The 14,923-nt window shown below is 65.6% G+C and carries 13 protein-coding genes; 1 reads left to right on the top strand and 12 read right to left on the bottom strand.

The genetic code is table 11. The annotated features are described in order from the left end of the window. Entirely contained in the window at positions 1 to 747 is a 747-nt protein-coding gene (locus Q0743_RS31235; protein WP_298245264.1) for a hypothetical protein, read from the top strand. On the opposite strand, the gene Q0743_RS31230 is transcribed toward Q0743_RS31235, so the two are convergent. From Q0743_RS31230 to Q0743_RS31175, 12 genes are all read right to left on the bottom strand, one after another. Continuing rightward, positions 744 to 1,628 carry an ABC transporter permease gene (locus tag Q0743_RS31230; protein ID WP_298245263.1) on the bottom strand — a complete coding sequence of 295 codons (885 nt, stop codon included), beginning with the start codon at positions 1,626 to 1,628 and terminating at the stop codon, positions 744 to 746. The genes Q0743_RS31235 and Q0743_RS31230 overlap by 4 nt on opposite strands. Before the next feature lie 3 nt (positions 1,629 to 1,631). Beyond that, positions 1,632 to 2,573 (bottom strand): ABC transporter permease, encoded by a 942-nt coding sequence (locus Q0743_RS31225; RefSeq protein ID WP_298245262.1) that lies wholly within the window; start codon positions 2,571 to 2,573, stop codon positions 1,632 to 1,634. Positions 2,574 to 2,583: 10 nt separating this feature from the next. Next, positions 2,584 to 4,092 (bottom strand): ABC transporter substrate-binding protein, encoded by a 1,509-nt coding sequence (locus tag Q0743_RS31220; RefSeq protein WP_298245261.1) that lies wholly within the window; start codon positions 4,090 to 4,092, stop codon positions 2,584 to 2,586. A gap of 22 nt (positions 4,093 to 4,114) precedes the next feature. After that, on the bottom strand, positions 4,115 to 5,224 hold the full coding sequence (locus Q0743_RS31215) for an ABC transporter ATP-binding protein (RefSeq protein WP_298245260.1): 1,110 nt from the start codon (positions 5,222 to 5,224) through the stop codon (positions 4,115 to 4,117). Between the two features lie 175 nt (positions 5,225 to 5,399). Then, positions 5,400 to 6,389 (bottom strand): ABC transporter ATP-binding protein, encoded by a 990-nt coding sequence (locus Q0743_RS31210; protein ID WP_298245259.1) that lies wholly within the window; start codon positions 6,387 to 6,389, stop codon positions 5,400 to 5,402. Then, complete coding sequence (locus Q0743_RS31205; RefSeq protein ID WP_298245258.1) at positions 6,386 to 7,096, bottom strand: DUF1028 domain-containing protein; 711 nt, start codon at positions 7,094 to 7,096, stop codon at positions 6,386 to 6,388. The genes Q0743_RS31210 and Q0743_RS31205 overlap by 4 nt, the downstream gene beginning before the upstream one ends. A gap of 10 nt (positions 7,097 to 7,106) precedes the next feature. Further along, positions 7,107 to 8,912, bottom strand: coding sequence for a gamma-glutamyltransferase family protein (locus tag Q0743_RS31200; RefSeq protein WP_298245257.1), 1,806 nt, complete (start codon positions 8,910 to 8,912; stop codon positions 7,107 to 7,109). A gap of 82 nt (positions 8,913 to 8,994) precedes the next feature. After that, positions 8,995 to 9,984 carry an ABC transporter ATP-binding protein gene (locus tag Q0743_RS31195; RefSeq protein ID WP_298245256.1) on the bottom strand — a complete coding sequence of 330 codons (990 nt, stop codon included), beginning with the start codon at positions 9,982 to 9,984 and terminating at the stop codon, positions 8,995 to 8,997. Continuing rightward, positions 9,981 to 10,967 (bottom strand): ABC transporter ATP-binding protein, encoded by a 987-nt coding sequence (locus Q0743_RS31190; RefSeq protein WP_298245255.1) that lies wholly within the window; start codon positions 10,965 to 10,967, stop codon positions 9,981 to 9,983. Before Q0743_RS31190 ends, Q0743_RS31195 begins: the two co-directional genes overlap by 4 nt. A 28-nt stretch (positions 10,968 to 10,995) precedes the next feature. Further along, positions 10,996 to 11,967: an ABC transporter permease gene (locus Q0743_RS31185; RefSeq protein WP_298245254.1), complete on the bottom strand. Its 972-nt coding sequence runs from the start codon at positions 11,965 to 11,967 to the stop codon at positions 10,996 to 10,998. Between the two features lie 11 nt (positions 11,968 to 11,978). Next, a complete protein-coding gene (locus Q0743_RS31180; RefSeq protein WP_298245253.1) occupies positions 11,979 to 12,959 on the bottom strand; it encodes an ABC transporter permease in 981 nt (326 codons plus the stop codon). Positions 12,960 to 13,063: 104 nt separating this feature from the next. After that, positions 13,064 to 14,659, bottom strand: coding sequence for an ABC transporter substrate-binding protein (locus Q0743_RS31175; protein ID WP_298245252.1), 1,596 nt, complete (start codon positions 14,657 to 14,659; stop codon positions 13,064 to 13,066). Between the last annotated feature and the right edge of the window lie 264 nt (positions 14,660 to 14,923).

Genomic DNA, 14,923 nt, shown 5'->3' with positions numbered 1-14,923 from the left:
ATGGTTCGTGAGTTCTCTGCCGGCAATTACCGCTTCATTCCGTCCGTGTTTCAATATTCGGCGGGTGCCGCCGCGGATGACGACTACGAGATCGAGCGCGTCCGCTTCGACCGTTTGGTGCCGCTTGCGGAAGGGTTTGCGCTGGCCGCAAGGTTCATCCAGGAAGCAGGGCGTCCGCTGACCGCGTTCTGTGCCTGCGAGCTGCGTTCGCCGGCGGCCTTCAGCGAAGAGGGGTTTCGCGCGTTCAACCTGCACTATGTGAAGACGCTGTCTGAATGGGGCATCTTCGACGGCACCACCAATCCGGTGGCGCGCAGCAATGTCTGTCCCGAGATTGATCCGCCATCCGAGCCGTCATTCTATGCGTTCTCGTTTACCCGCCCGACGCGGTCAAAGACGCCGAGCTTCGTCATCGCAGGCGGCGCCGAAGCGCGCGAAGGCAGCGGCACCTATGTCGAGCGCACCGTTCGTTACCGCGACCTCAGCCCGGAAGGGCTGCGCGAGAAGGTGCGCTTCACCACGACGTCGCAGATGGAAAGCCGCATGGCCGCCTTCGGTTTCGGCTGGAAGGACACGACCGGCGTGCAGGCCTATTCCGTGCACGACTTCCACCACGCATTGGTGGATGAGCTGGTCCGCCGCGGCGCGTTGCGCTCGGGCCTGACCTGGCATTTCGCCCGGCCGCCGGTGGTCGATCTCGAATATGAGATGGATTGCCGCCGCGTGTTGCGGGAGGTGGTGATCTAGCGCTGCCGCGGGTCCAGCGCATCGCGCAGACCGTCGCCAAGCAGGTTCAGCGACAGCACCACGAGGAAGATCGCCAGCCCCGGCCAGATCGCCATCCACGGCGCCTGGGTCAGGAAGCGTTGCGCGACGTTGAGCATGCTGCCCCAGGATGGCGCCGGCGGCTGCTGGCCGAGGCCGAGGAACGACAACGCCGCTTCGGCGATGATGGCGGCCGCGATCGAGAGCGTCGCCTGCACCAGCAGCGCGGGCAGGATGTTGGGCAGGATATGCGAGAGCGCGATCCGCCACGGCGGATTGCCGAGCGCGCGTGCAGCCTCGACATAGTCCTCGGCCTTGACGACGAGCACCTGGCCGCGGGTCAGGCGGATGAAAATCGGCGTTGCCGAGATGCCGATCGCGATCATGGCATTGCCGAGACTGGGGCCCAGGAATGCCGCGAGCGCGATCGCCAGGATCAGGAACGGGCAGGCCAGCATCGCGTCCGTGATCCGGCTGATCAGCGCATCGACGAAGCCGCCGCGATATCCGGCGAGAAGGCCGAGGGGCACACCGATGCCGAGCGCGATCGCGACCGAGATGAGGCCGGCGAGCAGCGAGGCGCGTGCACCGTAGACGACCCGGCTGAGAATGTCGCGGCCGAGCTCGTCGGTGCCGAACCAGTGTGTCGCGGTCGGCGGCTTGCGCACCAGGCTCCAGCTCGTCGCGATGGGGTCGAAAGGCACGATGAGCGGAGCGAGCACGGCAAGCGCAATGAATAGGGTGACCACGACGAGCCCGAACACCGCCGCCCTGCGCTTGAACAGCCGCCGGCGCGCGCGGCGGGAGGGGCTATCCAGCTCGTCGGCTTGCGTGAGTGGGCCGGGCAGCGCGGCGTCTGTCATGGATCAGCCTCGCAGCCGCGGATTGACGAGGATGTAGGCGATGTCGGCGACGAGGTTCAGTGTGATGTAGACCGTGGCCGTCACCAGCACCACGCCCTGAACCACGGCATAATCGCGGTTGAAGACGGCATCCACGATCAGCTTGCCGAAACCGGGAATGGAGAAGATCTGCTCGGTCAGGACCGCGCCGGAGAACAGCGTGCCGAGCTCGAGCGCACCGAGGGTGATGACGGGCGTCAGCGCATTGCGCATGGCGTGCTTGAGGATCACGGAGCGCTCCAGCAGTCCCTTGGCGCGCGCGGTGCGGACATAATCGCTTTCCAGCACCTGCAGCATGGCGCTACGCGTGTGCCGCATCAGCACCGCGGCAATCGCATTGCCGAGCACGAAAGCCGGCATGATGGTGGCGGCGAGGCTGGCGCGCCAATTCTCGGTGAGCGGCACGTAGCCGGACGCCGGCAACCAGCCGAGCTCGATCGAGAACAGGAAGATCAGCATGATCCCGAGCCAGAAATTCGGCGTCGAGATGCCCCACAGCGCAAACAGGTTCGCGCCGTAGTCCCAGGCCGAACCTTTCTTCACCGCGGCGACGATGCCGGCGGGGATGCCGATCAGGAACGCGATTACAATCGCCATCGAGCCGAGCTGCAACGTCACCGGCAGCTTCTGCGCGATCAGCGCGCGCACCGGCATCTTGTTGCGCAACGACTCGCCGAAATCGCCCGACAGCACGCCCTTGATCCAGTAGGCGTATTGCACCGGGACGGGCTGATCCAGCCGGTACTGGTGACGGATCTGCTCGATCACAGCCGGGTCGCGCTCTTCGCCCGCCATCACCAGCGCAGGGTCGCCCGGCAGCAATTGCTGCAGCGAGAAGATCAGCACCGAGACGAAGAACAGCGTCGGGATGATCTGCGCAAGGCGGCGGGCGAGGAAGTTCAGCATGCTCTCATCGTCACTTCAGCTTCAGTCCGATGACGCGAACGAGGCCGTCGGGCATCTGCTTGTAGCCTTCCAGCTTGGTCGTGTGGGCGATGATGATGCGGCGGTGGTAGAGATAGAGCAGCGGCTCCTCGTCCTGAACCAGCTTGGCCAGGGTCTCATAGCTGGCCTTGCGCTTGGCGAGGTCAGTGAACAGCCGCGCGTCCTCCAGCGCCTTGTCGGCCTGCGGATTGTTCCACGCACCGTAATTCTGCGGCGCGCCGCTGTGCAGGAAGACGTAGCTATTGCCGTCGGGATCGACGCGTCCGCTCCAGGCAAGCATGAAGGCCTGGTAGTCGCCGGCCTCGGCTTGCTTGAGGCCGGTTGCGAATTCGGTGACGCGGAGCTTCATGTCGAACCCCGCCTCCGCCGCCATCGACTGGATCACCTGCGCCGGGGTCTCGGTCTCCGCGCCCTTGGGTACCAGGAAGTCGACGCTGACCGGCGGCGTCACGCCGGCTTCCTTCAGCAGCGCTTTCGCCTTCTCGATGTTGCGGGGGCGGACCGGAAGCGATTTCTGATAGTAGGGATGGTCAGGATTGACCCATTGATTGCCGACCTGGAACTCGCCATTGAATACGACCTGGTTGAGCGCCTCGCGATCGATCGCAAGGTCGAGCGCCTGCCGCACCTTGGCGGACTGGCTGAGCGGGCCCTTGGCCTTGTCCTTGCCGATGTTGAGCGTGATGCCCTGATAGCCGAGCTCGATCGCGGTCGCGACCTTCAGGCGTGAATCGGCGCGAACGTCCTTCAGATCGGTGGCGAGCACGCGCTCGATCAGGTCGAGGCCGCCGGACTTCAGATTGGCAAGCCGCACGGTGGCGTCGACGATCGGCTGGAACACGATCTTGTCGATGAAGACGTTGTCCTTGTTCCAATAGTCGGCGAACTTCTCGAACACGATGCGATCCTGCTGCACGCGCTCGACGAACTTGTAGGGGCCGGCGCAGACCGGATGCAGGCCGAACTTGTCGCCGGCTTCCTTGGCCGCCTTCGGCGACATCATCATGCCGGCGCGGTCGGTGAGCTGGGCCAGCAGCGGTGAGAACGGCGATTTCAGCACCAGCTTGATCGTGAGGGGATCGATGACCTCGACGCGATCGACCGAGGCCAGCTCCGGCTTGCGGAACGAGCCGGGGAACGTCAGATGCCGATCCAGCGAAAACTTTGCGGCTGCGGCGTCGAACGGCTCGCCGTCGTGGAATTTTACGCCGGGCCGCAGCTTGATGATGAGCGCCTTGCCGTCGTCGGCGGTCTCGCTTCCCAGCGCGAGCTGCGGCACGATGTTGAGCTTCTCGTCGATGTCGAAGAGCTTGTCGCAGAAGGCGGAGAACACGATGCGGCCGACATAGGTGCGGGCCATCGTGGGATCGAGAATATCAGGGTCCTCGGCGAGGCCGATGCGCAGCGTGGTCTGGGCTTGCGCGGCTCCGATCGTCAACAGGACGGCTGCGGCCGTTGCGGCCAGGCGAAACATCTTCATCGGACAATCCCCATTGCTTCGGCTATTTCGTTGTAGACGCGGTGCCTTGTATACCAACCCCGGCCGGGCTCCCGCCTTCCGTCTTTCGGCTGAAGGCCGCGACCAATTTTGCAAGCGCCGGCGAAAACCCGCCGGCGGTCGGCAGAATGGCGTCGGCAGACGGCAGCTCCGCCGTGCGGTGACAGGCGGTGGCGTGGCCGGTGCCATCGGCCAGGAGTGCCGGGGCCTGGTTGCGGCAGCGCTCGATCACGAACGGGCAGCGGGTGTGGAAGCGGCAGCCCGCGGGCGGATTGAGTGCGCTCGGGATTTCGCCCTCGAGCAGCACCGTCGTTCGTTTCGCCTTGGGCTGGGGGAGCGGGATCGCCGACAACAGCGCGCGGCTGTAGGGGTGACGGGGTGAGGCGAACAGCGCATCGGCTTCGGCCGTCTCGACGATCTGGCCGAGATTCATCACCGCGACGTGGTCGGCGATATGCTTGACCACGGCGAGGTCGTGCGAGACGAAGATGTAGGCGAGGCCGAACCTGTCCTGCAGCTCGCGCAGCAGATTGAGGATCTGCGAGCGGATCGAGACGTCGAGCGCCGAGACCGGCTCGTCGCAGATGATCAGCTTCGGCTCGACCGCGAGCGCGCGCGCAATGGCGATGCGCTGGCGCTGGCCGCCGGAGAATTCGTGCGGGTAGCGCCGGGCCAGCCGCGGCTCCAGCCCGACCAGCCGCAGGATTTCCGCGACGCGCGCGCGTCGTTGGGGTGGCGGCACCAGGTCGTGCAGGGCCAGCGGCTCGGTCAGGATCTGCCCGACCGTCATGCGTGGATTGAGCGAGGCGTAGGGATCCTGGAAGATGATCTGTGCCTCGCGGCGGAATTTGCGCAAGCCGCCGGCGTCGAGTGCGAGCAGGTCACGCCCGTCGAACCGCACCGTGCCGGCGTCCGGCTCGATCAGCCGCAGCACAAGGCGGCTGACGGTGGACTTGCCGCAGCCGGACTCGCCGACCAGCGCCAGCGTCTTGCCGGCTTCGAGCGAGAAGGAGACGCCGTCGACCGCCCTCACATGCGCCACCGGCCGGCCGAACAACGAGCGCTCGGCGACGAAATGCTTGACCAGGCCGCTGACCTCGAGCAGAGCGGTCATCGTGCTTGCCCCCCACAAAGCGCAATCTCGTGTCCCGGGCGCGGCGCAACATGCCATGTTGCGACGCTGAACCGGGACCCAGCTTGTCGCTGCATGGGCCCCGGTTCAGCAGCGCACCACTGCGCTTCGCTTGTGCTGCGCTGCGCCCGGGGCACGAGAGAGCAAGGGTTCGCCATCACGACACCAGACGTTCGAGCGGTGCGCGGATGCAGCGCGAGAGGTGGCCAGGGCTGACTTCGACGAGCGGTGGCGGTGCCGCGGTGCAGGGCTCGATCACGAACGGGCAGCGCGCGGCGAAGCGGCAGCCGGCCGGCGGCTGCGCCATGTTCGGCACCATGCCTTCGATCGTCGCAAGCTGCTCGGCGCGATGATCGAGCCGCGGGATCGAGCCGAGCAGGCCCACCGTGTAAGGATGTTGCGGGGCGGAGAACAGCTCGTCGACGGCTGCGCGCTCGACGATCTCGCCGGCGTACATCACGGCGACCTCGTCGCAGACCTCGGCGACGACGCCAAGATCATGGGTGATCAGGATGATGGCGGCACCACTGGCGGCCTTCAGCTCGCGCATCAATTCCAGGATCTGCGCCTGCAAGGTGACGTCGAGCGCCGTGGTCGGCTCGTCGGCGATCAAGAGACGCGGATCGCAGGCCAGCGCCATCGCGATCATCACGCGCTGACGCATGCCGCCGGAAAGCTTGTGCGGATATTCGTCGATGCGCCGCTCGGGCGACGGGATATGGACGCGGCGCAATAGCTCGACCGCCCGCTCGCGCGCGCCCTTCCGCGAGCCGCCGCGATGGCGCAGGATGGTCTCGATGATCTGGTCGCCGATCGTGAAGCTCGGATTGAGCGAGGTCATCGGCTCCTGGAAGATCATGGCGAGCCGGTCGCCGCGCAGGTCGCGCAGGGTCGGGTCCGGCGTCTGCAGGAGGTCGAGCCCGTCGAAGCGGATCGCGCCCGAAATCTCCGCGCTTTGCTTCGGCAACAGGCCCATGATGGCGAGCGACGTCACGCTCTTGCCACAGCCGGATTCGCCGACGAGGCCGAGCGTGGCGCCATTGGCGACGCTGAGATCGACACTGTCGACCGCATGGGTGATGCGGCCGTCGTCGCCGTGGAAGCGGATGCGCAGGTCCCTGATCTCGATGAGGGGGCTCGCGCTCATGACCGTCTTGCGCGCGCGGCTTGGATGCTGGCGTCGATGACGCTGCGATCGGTGTTGCCGGCCGGGTTCTGCCGCGTCGGCATGGAGGGGCGGAAGTGAACCCAGAGTTCGTGGCTGACCTGTTCGAGCCGCTCGAGCTCACCGATCGGATCGGGATGATCGTCGGCGCGGATGTCCAGCGCCGGCCATTCCTCCTCGCCGTGGATCAACAATGCCGCGGACTGCTTGCCGCGCTTGTCGCCGCCGGCGGCCTCGCCAGCCCGCATCGCGGCGAGTAGCCTTCGCGGGAAGGGCAGGCTGTCGTTGGCGATATAGGTCTTCGCTGTCTCGTCCAGCACGTCGGCGCCGGCCAGCATGTTGCCGGCGATCGAATAGCCACTGCCGGCGACGTGCCCGCACCAGTCGACGCAGTCATGTCCCGTATGCGCGGCAATCTCGCCGCTGGCGTCCATGATGTGGATCTGGCGGCTCTCGCGTCCGTCGTCGGTCGCGAGCACGGAGGCCAGAACGTCGTGGGCATTCAGGCCCTCGCGCAGTAGCCTGACGCCGTCGATGCCGTAATAAGGATTGACGAAGGCCTGCGTCGCGATCGCGCCGAGGCCGGCCGCGATATAAGGCACGCGCGCGCCGACGGCGAAGAAGCGGGTCGCAACCGCGATGCCGAACTGGCCGGTGACAGGATCTCGCGCGATGATCGACCAGGTCATGTGCTACCTATCAGCGTCCCGCGGCGTAGCCCTGCATGCCGCGCGGGTTGGCGGCGGCGCGCCGGCGCACGCCGACACGCGAAGCCGCGGTGAGGCGGCCTTCCGACCAGTCGGGGCCGACCTCGACGATATGCCCGCGCTCGCGCAAATTCTCGATCGTCGCCTTCGGCACGCGGTTCTCGACCACGAGCACGCCGGGCCGGGCGGTGCGCGGCCAGAACGAGATCGGGAAATGCTCGGAGTGCCAGGCCGGCGCGTCGATGGCTTCCTGGAGGTTGAGGTTGCAGTGGACGTGACGCAGGAAGAACTGCGTGATCCACTGGTCTTGCTGATCGCCGCCGGGCGAGCCCCAGGCGAGATATGGCTCGCCGTCGCGCAGCGCCAAGCTCGGCGACAAGGTCGTGCGCGGTCGCTTGCCCGGCGCGAGCGAACTCGGCTGGTTCTCCTCCAGGTCGAACATTTGCGCGCGGCTGCCGAGGCAAAAACCGAGCTCGGGAATGATCGGCGAGGATTGCAGCCAGCCGCCCGAGGGCGTCGAGGACACCATGTTGCCGGCCTTGTCGATGATGTCGAAATGCACGGTGTCGCCGCGCACCTCGCCGAAGCGCCCCACGGTCGGCTCACCGGCGCCAAGCGCGCCAACGGCCTCGCGTTGGCCTTCCGCGCGGCGCAACTTGACTACGCCGCCAAAACCCTCGACCGCACCGGGCCGGAGATCGAGCGAGGCCTTGTCCGAGACGAGCTTGCGCCGCTCGTCGTTATAGGCATCCGAGAGCAGCGTCGCGATCGGGATCTCGCTGAACTTTGGATCGCCGTAGAACTTTTCGCGGTCGGCGAAAGCGAGCTTGGCGCATTCGATCTGGAGATGGATGAACTCGGGTCCTGTCGGGTCGAGCCCATCGAGGGCAAAGCCCTTGAGCAGCGCGAGCTGCTGCAGCGTCACCGGGCCCTGGCTCCAGACGCCGGCCTTGCAGACGGTGTAGCGGCCGTAGTCGTAGGTGAGCGGCGCCTCGATGGTTGGTTGCCAGCGCGCCATGTCGTCGGCGGAGAGCACACCGCGATGCGGCGAGCCGCTGACGTCCATGACCTCCTGGGTTCGGCAGAATTTGTCGATGGCCTCGGCGACGAAGCCTTGCGACCAGGCCTTGCGCCCACACTCGATCTCGGCATCGCGGCCGCCGCCGCCGCTCTCGGCTTCGTTCAGGATCCGGGTGTAGGTCGCAGCCAGCGCCTTGTTGGTGAAGATCGAGCCGGGCTTCGGCACCTCGCCATTGGGCAGGTAGACCGCAGCCGAAGTCGGCCAGTGTTTGCGGAACAACTGCTCCACGGTCTGGATCGTTGCGCAGGCGCGCTCGACCAGCGGATAGCCATCACGGGCGTAGGAGATCGCGGGCTCGAGCACGTCGCGCAGGCGCATCGTACCGTAGTCGCGCAGCAGCATCATCCAGGATTCGAACGTGCCGGGAACGCAGGCGGCGAGCAGGCCGGTGCCCGGCACCATGTCGAGGCCTTCGCTCTTGTAATGTGCGATGGTGGCGCGCGCCGGGGCCGGGCCCTGGCCGCAGATCACCTCGGTGCGGCCGCGCTTGACGTCGTGAACGATGACCGGCACGTCGCCGCCGGGGCCGTTCAGGTGCGGCTCGACCACCTGGAGCGTGAAGGCGGTGGCGACGCCGGCGTCGAAGGCGTTGCCACCCTTTTCCAGGATGGCCATGCCGACGGCGGTCGCGATCCAGTGTGTGGTGGCGACGACCCCGAACGTGCCCTCGATCTCGGGGCGCGTCGTGAACGGATCGGGATTGACGTTGCTGGCCATGGGTCACCTCACTTGCGGCGCGCGCAATTGATCACAGCCGATGCTGGGATGCCAAATGCGCAGGCCGCATGGCACGCGCGCGTCACGCTGGGACCGGCGCGGTGTTAACTGCGTGGCAGGCGACACCGTCGATCAGTTCCGGAGTTTCCTTGCGGCAGAGATCGAATGCCAGCGGGCAGCGCGGATTGAAGGCGCAACCGGGGGGTGGGTTGATCGGGTTCGGGATCTCGCCCTTCACCGGAATGCGCTGGCGGCCGCTCATGGCAAGATCGGGCACGGCGCCGAGCAGCATCTTGGTGTAGGGCATGCGCGGATTGGCGAACAGCTCGCGTCCCTCCGCGATCTCGACGATGCGGCCGAGATACATCACGCCGACGCGGCTCGCCATGTGGCGGACCACGGCGAGGTTGTGGCTGATGAACATGTAGGTCAGGCCGAACTTGTCCTGGAGGTCGCGCATCAGGTTGAGGATCTGAGCCTGCACCGAGACGTCGAGCGCCGAGGTCGGCTCGTCGCAGACGATGAATTCGGCGTCGGAGGCGAGCGCCCGCGCGATCGCGATACGCTGGCGCTGGCCGCCGGAGAACTCGTGCGGGAATTTCAGCCGGTCGTCGGGATGCAGGCCGACGAGGGTGAGCAGCTCGCCGACGCGGGCCTGGATGTCGCGCTCGCCCTGGATCAGGTCGAAGGCGCGTATCGGCTCGGAGATGATGGCATCGACGCGAAAACGCGGATTCAGGCTCGCATACGGATCCTGGAAGATCATCTGGATGCGGCGGCGCAGCTTGCGGCGCGCCGGCGCCTGCCGCGGATCGGTCATCGAGACGCCGTCGATCAGGACGTCGCCGGAGCTCGGCGGCAGCAGGCCGACGACCATCCGAGCGACCGTGGTCTTGCCGGAGCCGGACTCGCCGACCAGCGCAAACGTCTCGCCCTTCCTGATGTCGAAGGTGACGTGGTCGACGGCCTTGAGATATTCGAGATGCCCGCCCTCGAGTACGCGGTTGAGCCAGGGCTTCGAGACGTCGAACACGCGGCGCAGATTTGTCGCCTGGACGAAGGGCGTGCTCATGCCGCGCTCTCCGCCGGCACGTCGTCATAGAGATGACAGGCGACCGATTGTGCGCCCCGTGGCAACGGCTCCGGCCGCTCGACCCGGCAGCGGTCGAAGGCGGAGGCGCAGCGCGGATTGAACGAGCAGCCGCGCGGGATCGCCGAGAGGCGCGGCATCGAACCCGGGATCTGCTGCAGGCGCTTGTCGTCGCCGGCCAGCGTCGGGATCGCGCCCATCAGGCCCTTGGCGTAGGGATGCAGTGGATTTCTGACGACGTCCTGGACCGGACCGATCTCGGCGACACGGCCAGCATACATCACCGCGACGCGGTCCGAGGTCTCCGCGATCACGCCCATGTCGTGGGTCACCAGCATCACGGCGGTGCCGTGGTCGCGGCCGAGCCGCTTGATCAGCGAGATGATCTGCGCCTGCACGGAGACGTCGAGCGCAGTGGTCGGCTCGTCCGCGATGATCAGCTCGGGTTCGGCACAGATCGCGAGTGCGATCACGACGCGCTGGCGCATGCCGCCGGAGAATTCGTGCGGGTAGCCGTCGATGCGCTTTTCCGGCGCGGGAATACCGACCTCGGCCAGCAGGTCGATGGCGCGGCGGCGGGCCGCCGTCTCGGACAGGTTCAAATGGGTCCTGATGGTCTCGACGATCTGGTCGCCGACCCGGTAGAGCGGATTGAGCGAGGTGAGGGGGTCCTGGAAGATCATGCCGATCCGCTTGCCACGGATGCGGCGCATCTGCTCCGGCGGCAGATTGTCGATGCGCTGGCCGGCGAGACGGATCTCGCCACCGGCAATGCGGCCGGGCGGGTCGATCAGGCCGATCACGGCAAGGCCGGTGACGGATTTGCCGGCGCCGGATTCGCCGACCACGCCCAGCACCTCGCCCTTGGCGATGTCGAAGGAGACGCCGTCGATGGCGCGCAGTGTGCCGCGGCGGGAGGCGAACTCCACCTGAAGGTTACGCACGGAGAGGATGGGTTCGGTCATGAGCGAGGCGTATTCGTCGACATGTTGCTTATCGGAGTTTCGGGTTGAGCGCGTCGCGCAGCCAGTCGCCGAGCAAATTGATCGACAGGATCAATCCGGCGAGCGCCAGGCCAGGGAAGGCGACGATCCACCATTCGCCGGCGAATAGATAATTGTTGCCGATGCGGATCAGCGTGCCCAGCGAGGGCATGGTGTCAGGCAGGCCGACGCCGAGGAACGAGAGCGTTGCCTCGGTGATGATGGCGAGCGCCAGGTTGATGGTGGCGATCACCAGGATCGGGCCCATCGTGTTGGGCAGCACGTGCCGCAGCATGATCTTCGGTGCGGGCAGGCCGATCAGCTGCGCAGCGGCCACGTAGTCCTTGTTCTTCTCGACCATTACGGAGCCGCGCACCGTCCGGGCATAGCCTACCCAGAAACTCAGGCCGATCGAGATCACCAGCACCACCAGCATGCTGGTGGCATCCAGCCGGTTGCCGAAGATCGACTTGGCGATGCCGTTCACCAGCAGCGCGATCAGGATGGCGGGGAAGGTGAGCTGGACGTCGGCGATCCGCATGATCACGCCATCGACTGCGCCGCCGAAATAGCCTGCGATCAGGCCGAGCGCGATGCCGAGTGCGCCGGCGAAGATCACGCCGGCGACGCCGACGGCAAGCGAGATGCGCATGCCGTAGAGGATGGCGGAGAACACGTCGCGGCCCTGCTCGTCGGTGCCGAGCAGGAACGGGCTCTGGCCGTCGGCGGTCCACAGCGGCGAGATGCGCGAGTTCATCAACTGCAGCTGCGCCGGATCGAACGGGTTCTGCACCGCGAGTGCGGAGGCAAAGATCGCGAGCAGGAAGAACAGTACGGTGATGGCCGCCGCCACCATGGTCAGCTTGGAGCGGCGGAACGAATAGAAGATGTCGCTGTCGAGCGCGCGGCTCAGCCAGCTGCGGCCGGCATGCGCGGGCGGAGCGCTCGGCTTGTCGGGATTGGAGGCGACTGCGTCGGACATGCAGGGCTGCCTTATGTGGCGCGGCCGACGGTCGCGCGCAGGCGCGGATCGACCACGGTGTAGAGGATGTCGACCACCAGGTTGATGGTGACGAAGATCAGCGAAACCATCAGCAGGTAGGCGGCCATGATCGGGATGTCGACGTTTTGCACGGCCTGCACGAACAGAAGTCCCATGCCCGGCCATTGGAACACGGTTTCGGTGATGATCGAAAATGCAATAACCGAGCCAAACTGGAGCCCGGCCACCGTGATCACGGGAATCAGCGTGTTCTTCAGTGCGTGGCCGAAATGGATGGCACGCGTGGTGAGCCCCCGGGCGCGGGCAAAGCGGATGTAGTCGGTCCGCAGCACTTCCAGCATCTCCGCGCGAACCAGCCGCATGATCAGGGTCATCTGGAACAGGCCGAGCGTGATCGAGGGCATGATCAATGCCTTCAGCCCCGACAGCGTGAGCAGGCCCGTGCTCCACCAGCCGAGCTTGACCACCTCACCCCGGCCGAACGAGGGCAACCAGCCGAGCGTCACGGCGAACAGGTAGATCAGCAGAATGCCGATCAGGAAAGTCGGGAGCGAGATGCCGACCAGCGAAACCGCCTGGAATAATTTGGCCAGCAGGGTGTCGCGCCGAAGTGCCGAATAGACGCCCATCAGGATGCCGAACACCATCGCAAATACGGTGGCGCAGATTGCGAGTTCCAGAGTTGCGGGCATCCGTTCCATCAACAGCGTCGAGACCGGCTGGCGGAATTGGTAGGAGACGCCGAACTTGAACTGCGCAGCGTCGGCGAAATAGCGCACGAACTGCACCGGCACCGGGTCGTCGAGGCCCAGCGACTTGCGCACGACCTCGCGTTCGGCCGCCGACGTATCGATCGAGACGATTTGGTTGACGGGGTCGCCGGCAAAACGGAACATCGAGAAGGCGATGATGCCGACGGCGAACATGACGCCGATGGCCTGAACGGCGCGGCGAAGCGTGAAAGCGAGCATGCCTTCCACTTTCCTTGGGTGTACGTACGGCCGACGTCTTTGTCAGTCGAAAAAGGAAAGGTCCCGGAAGCCTCACGCCGCCGGGACCTCGTGTTCAAGCGACGCTATTCCTGCTTGGTTGCCCAGCGGAACATGACCAGATTGTCGGCGCGCTGAGGTAGCTTGACCTTCTTCGATACGCCCCAGGCCAGCGCCTGCTGGTGCAGCGGGATGTAGCCCCAGTCCTTGATGCTGATTTCGTAGGCCTGCTTGATCAGCTGGTTGCGCTTGGCAGTGTCGGTCTCGACCAGCACCTTGTCGGTGATGGCGTCGAACTCCTTGTTGCAATAGCCGCCGAGATTGGCCTCGCCACGCGAGGATTTCGCATCGTCGCGGCAGCCCATGATGTCGTAGAGCACGTTGTGCGAGTCCATCGTGCTCGGCGTCCAGCCCAGGAGATAGAACGAGGTCTGGTAGCCGCCTTGCTTGAGCACCTTGGCGAAGTACTGCGCCTTCGGCTGCGCCAGCAGATTGATCTTGACGCCGATGCGGGCAAGCATGCCGACGACGGCCTGGCAGATCGCGGCGTCGTTGACGTAGCGATCGTTCGGGCAGTCCATGGTGACCTCAAAGCCGTCGGGGTAGCCGGCCTCGGTCAGGAGCTTCTTGGCGCCGTCAGGATCGAATTTCGGCCGGGTGAACTCCTTCGACAGCGCGAAAAGCTCCGGTGCGATCATCAACGCGGACGGCGTCGACAGCCCGCGCATCACGCGCGTCTTGATCAGCTCGATGTCGATCGCCTTGTAGAAGGCCTCGCGGACGCGGACGTCCTTGAACGGGTTCTTTCCCTTGACGTTGGAGTAGAGCAGCTCGTCGCGGGTCTGATCGAAGCCGATGAAGATAGTGCGCAACTCCGGCCCCTTCAGCACCTGGGCATTCGGGCTGGAATCGACGCGGGAGATGTCCTGGATCGGCACCGGCTCGATGACGTCGACTTCGCCGGAAAGCAGTGCGGCGACACGGGTGGCGTCGGAGGCAATCGGGGTGAAGATGATCTCCTTCAGATTACCTTCCATCTTGCCCCAGTAATTGGGGTTGGCCTTGAACACCGTCTTCACGCCGGGCTGATGGCTTTCGATGATGAAGGGACCCGTGCCGTTCTCGTGCAGCGAGGCGTAACTGGGCGTGGTCGCCGCCACCGGAGTCGGGTCGACGACGTTGTTCGCCTCGGCCCATTTCTTGTCCATGATGTACCAGACATCCCACGAGTTGTGCAGGATGGGATTGGGTGAAGGCAGGACGAAGTCGACGGTGTAGTCGTCGACCTTGACGACCTTGACGTCGGGCGCAAGCCGGGTCTGCATGTTGGACCCCTTCTTGCGGACGCGATCGGCGGAGAACAGCACGTCATCGGCGGTGAAGGGATCGCCGTTGTGGAATTTCACGCCCTTGCGCAAATGAAACCGCCAGCGGGTGGGCTCCGGCGTTTCCCAGCTTTCCGCCAACCCTGGAATGATCTTGAGGTTCGCGTCGCGCGCCGTGAGGCCTTCATAGACGTGACCGAGATGGGCGTGGGTGGTGCTCTCGTTGAGCGTATAGGGATCGAGCGACTTCAGATCACCCTGGTTGGCATAACGCAGCGTCTGGCTCGACGCGGGCGAAGCCGCCAACGCGAGCACACCGGCGAGCGTCGCCGCAAACAGACTTCGACTTACTGACATTCTTGACCCTCTCCACACCGCCATGCCGGTGGTTTTTGATTGTTCGGCCGGCCGATCGATCCATGTTGCCCAGAGTTATCGACCGGTGCAAGCGCCATTCCAGCAAGGAACGCGCCAAGTTGCACCGCTGTGCAGCAATGCTGACCGCGCCACCGGGCATGGGGGATCTCCCCCTTCGACTTTGGTTGACCATATCGGCGGATTGCAGGACGGGTCACATCGCGCCTGCATCTGGTCGCTTGCGTCGCACCACAACTCGCGGCG

The sequence above is a fragment of the uncultured Bradyrhizobium sp. genome (genome assembly GCF_936943645.1).
Taxonomy (GTDB): Bacteria; Pseudomonadota; Alphaproteobacteria; order Rhizobiales; family Xanthobacteraceae; genus Bradyrhizobium.
The sequence above is the reverse complement of the archived record's forward strand: the minus strand, read 5'-3'. Positions and strand labels throughout refer to the sequence as shown.

Coding starts and splice junctions, on each gene's coding strand:
- Q0743_RS31235 (WP_298245264.1), top strand. CDS start 1: ATGGTTCGTGAGTTCTCTGCCGGCAATTACCGCTTCATTCCGTCCGTG.
- Q0743_RS31205 (WP_298245258.1), bottom strand. CDS start 7,096: ATGACCTGGTCGATCATCGCGCGAGATCCTGTCACCGGCCAGTTCGGC.
- Q0743_RS31190 (WP_298245255.1), bottom strand. CDS start 10,967: ATGACCGAACCCATCCTCTCCGTGCGTAACCTTCAGGTGGAGTTCGCC.
- Q0743_RS31225 (WP_298245262.1), bottom strand. CDS start 2,573: ATGCTGAACTTCCTCGCCCGCCGCCTTGCGCAGATCATCCCGACGCTG.
- Q0743_RS31180 (WP_298245253.1), bottom strand. CDS start 12,959: ATGCTCGCTTTCACGCTTCGCCGCGCCGTTCAGGCCATCGGCGTCATG.
- Q0743_RS31195 (WP_298245256.1), bottom strand. CDS start 9,984: ATGAGCACGCCCTTCGTCCAGGCGACAAATCTGCGCCGCGTGTTCGAC.
- Q0743_RS31210 (WP_298245259.1), bottom strand. CDS start 6,389: ATGAGCGCGAGCCCCCTCATCGAGATCAGGGACCTGCGCATCCGCTTC.
- Q0743_RS31220 (WP_298245261.1), bottom strand. CDS start 4,092: ATGAAGATGTTTCGCCTGGCCGCAACGGCCGCAGCCGTCCTGTTGACG.
- Q0743_RS31215 (WP_298245260.1), bottom strand. CDS start 5,224: ATGACCGCTCTGCTCGAGGTCAGCGGCCTGGTCAAGCATTTCGTCGCC.
- Q0743_RS31175 (WP_298245252.1), bottom strand. CDS start 14,659: ATGTCAGTAAGTCGAAGTCTGTTTGCGGCGACGCTCGCCGGTGTGCTC.
- Q0743_RS31185 (WP_298245254.1), bottom strand. CDS start 11,967: ATGTCCGACGCAGTCGCCTCCAATCCCGACAAGCCGAGCGCTCCGCCC.
- Q0743_RS31200 (WP_298245257.1), bottom strand. CDS start 8,912: ATGGCCAGCAACGTCAATCCCGATCCGTTCACGACGCGCCCCGAGATC.
- Q0743_RS31230 (WP_298245263.1), bottom strand. CDS start 1,628: ATGACAGACGCCGCGCTGCCCGGCCCACTCACGCAAGCCGACGAGCTG.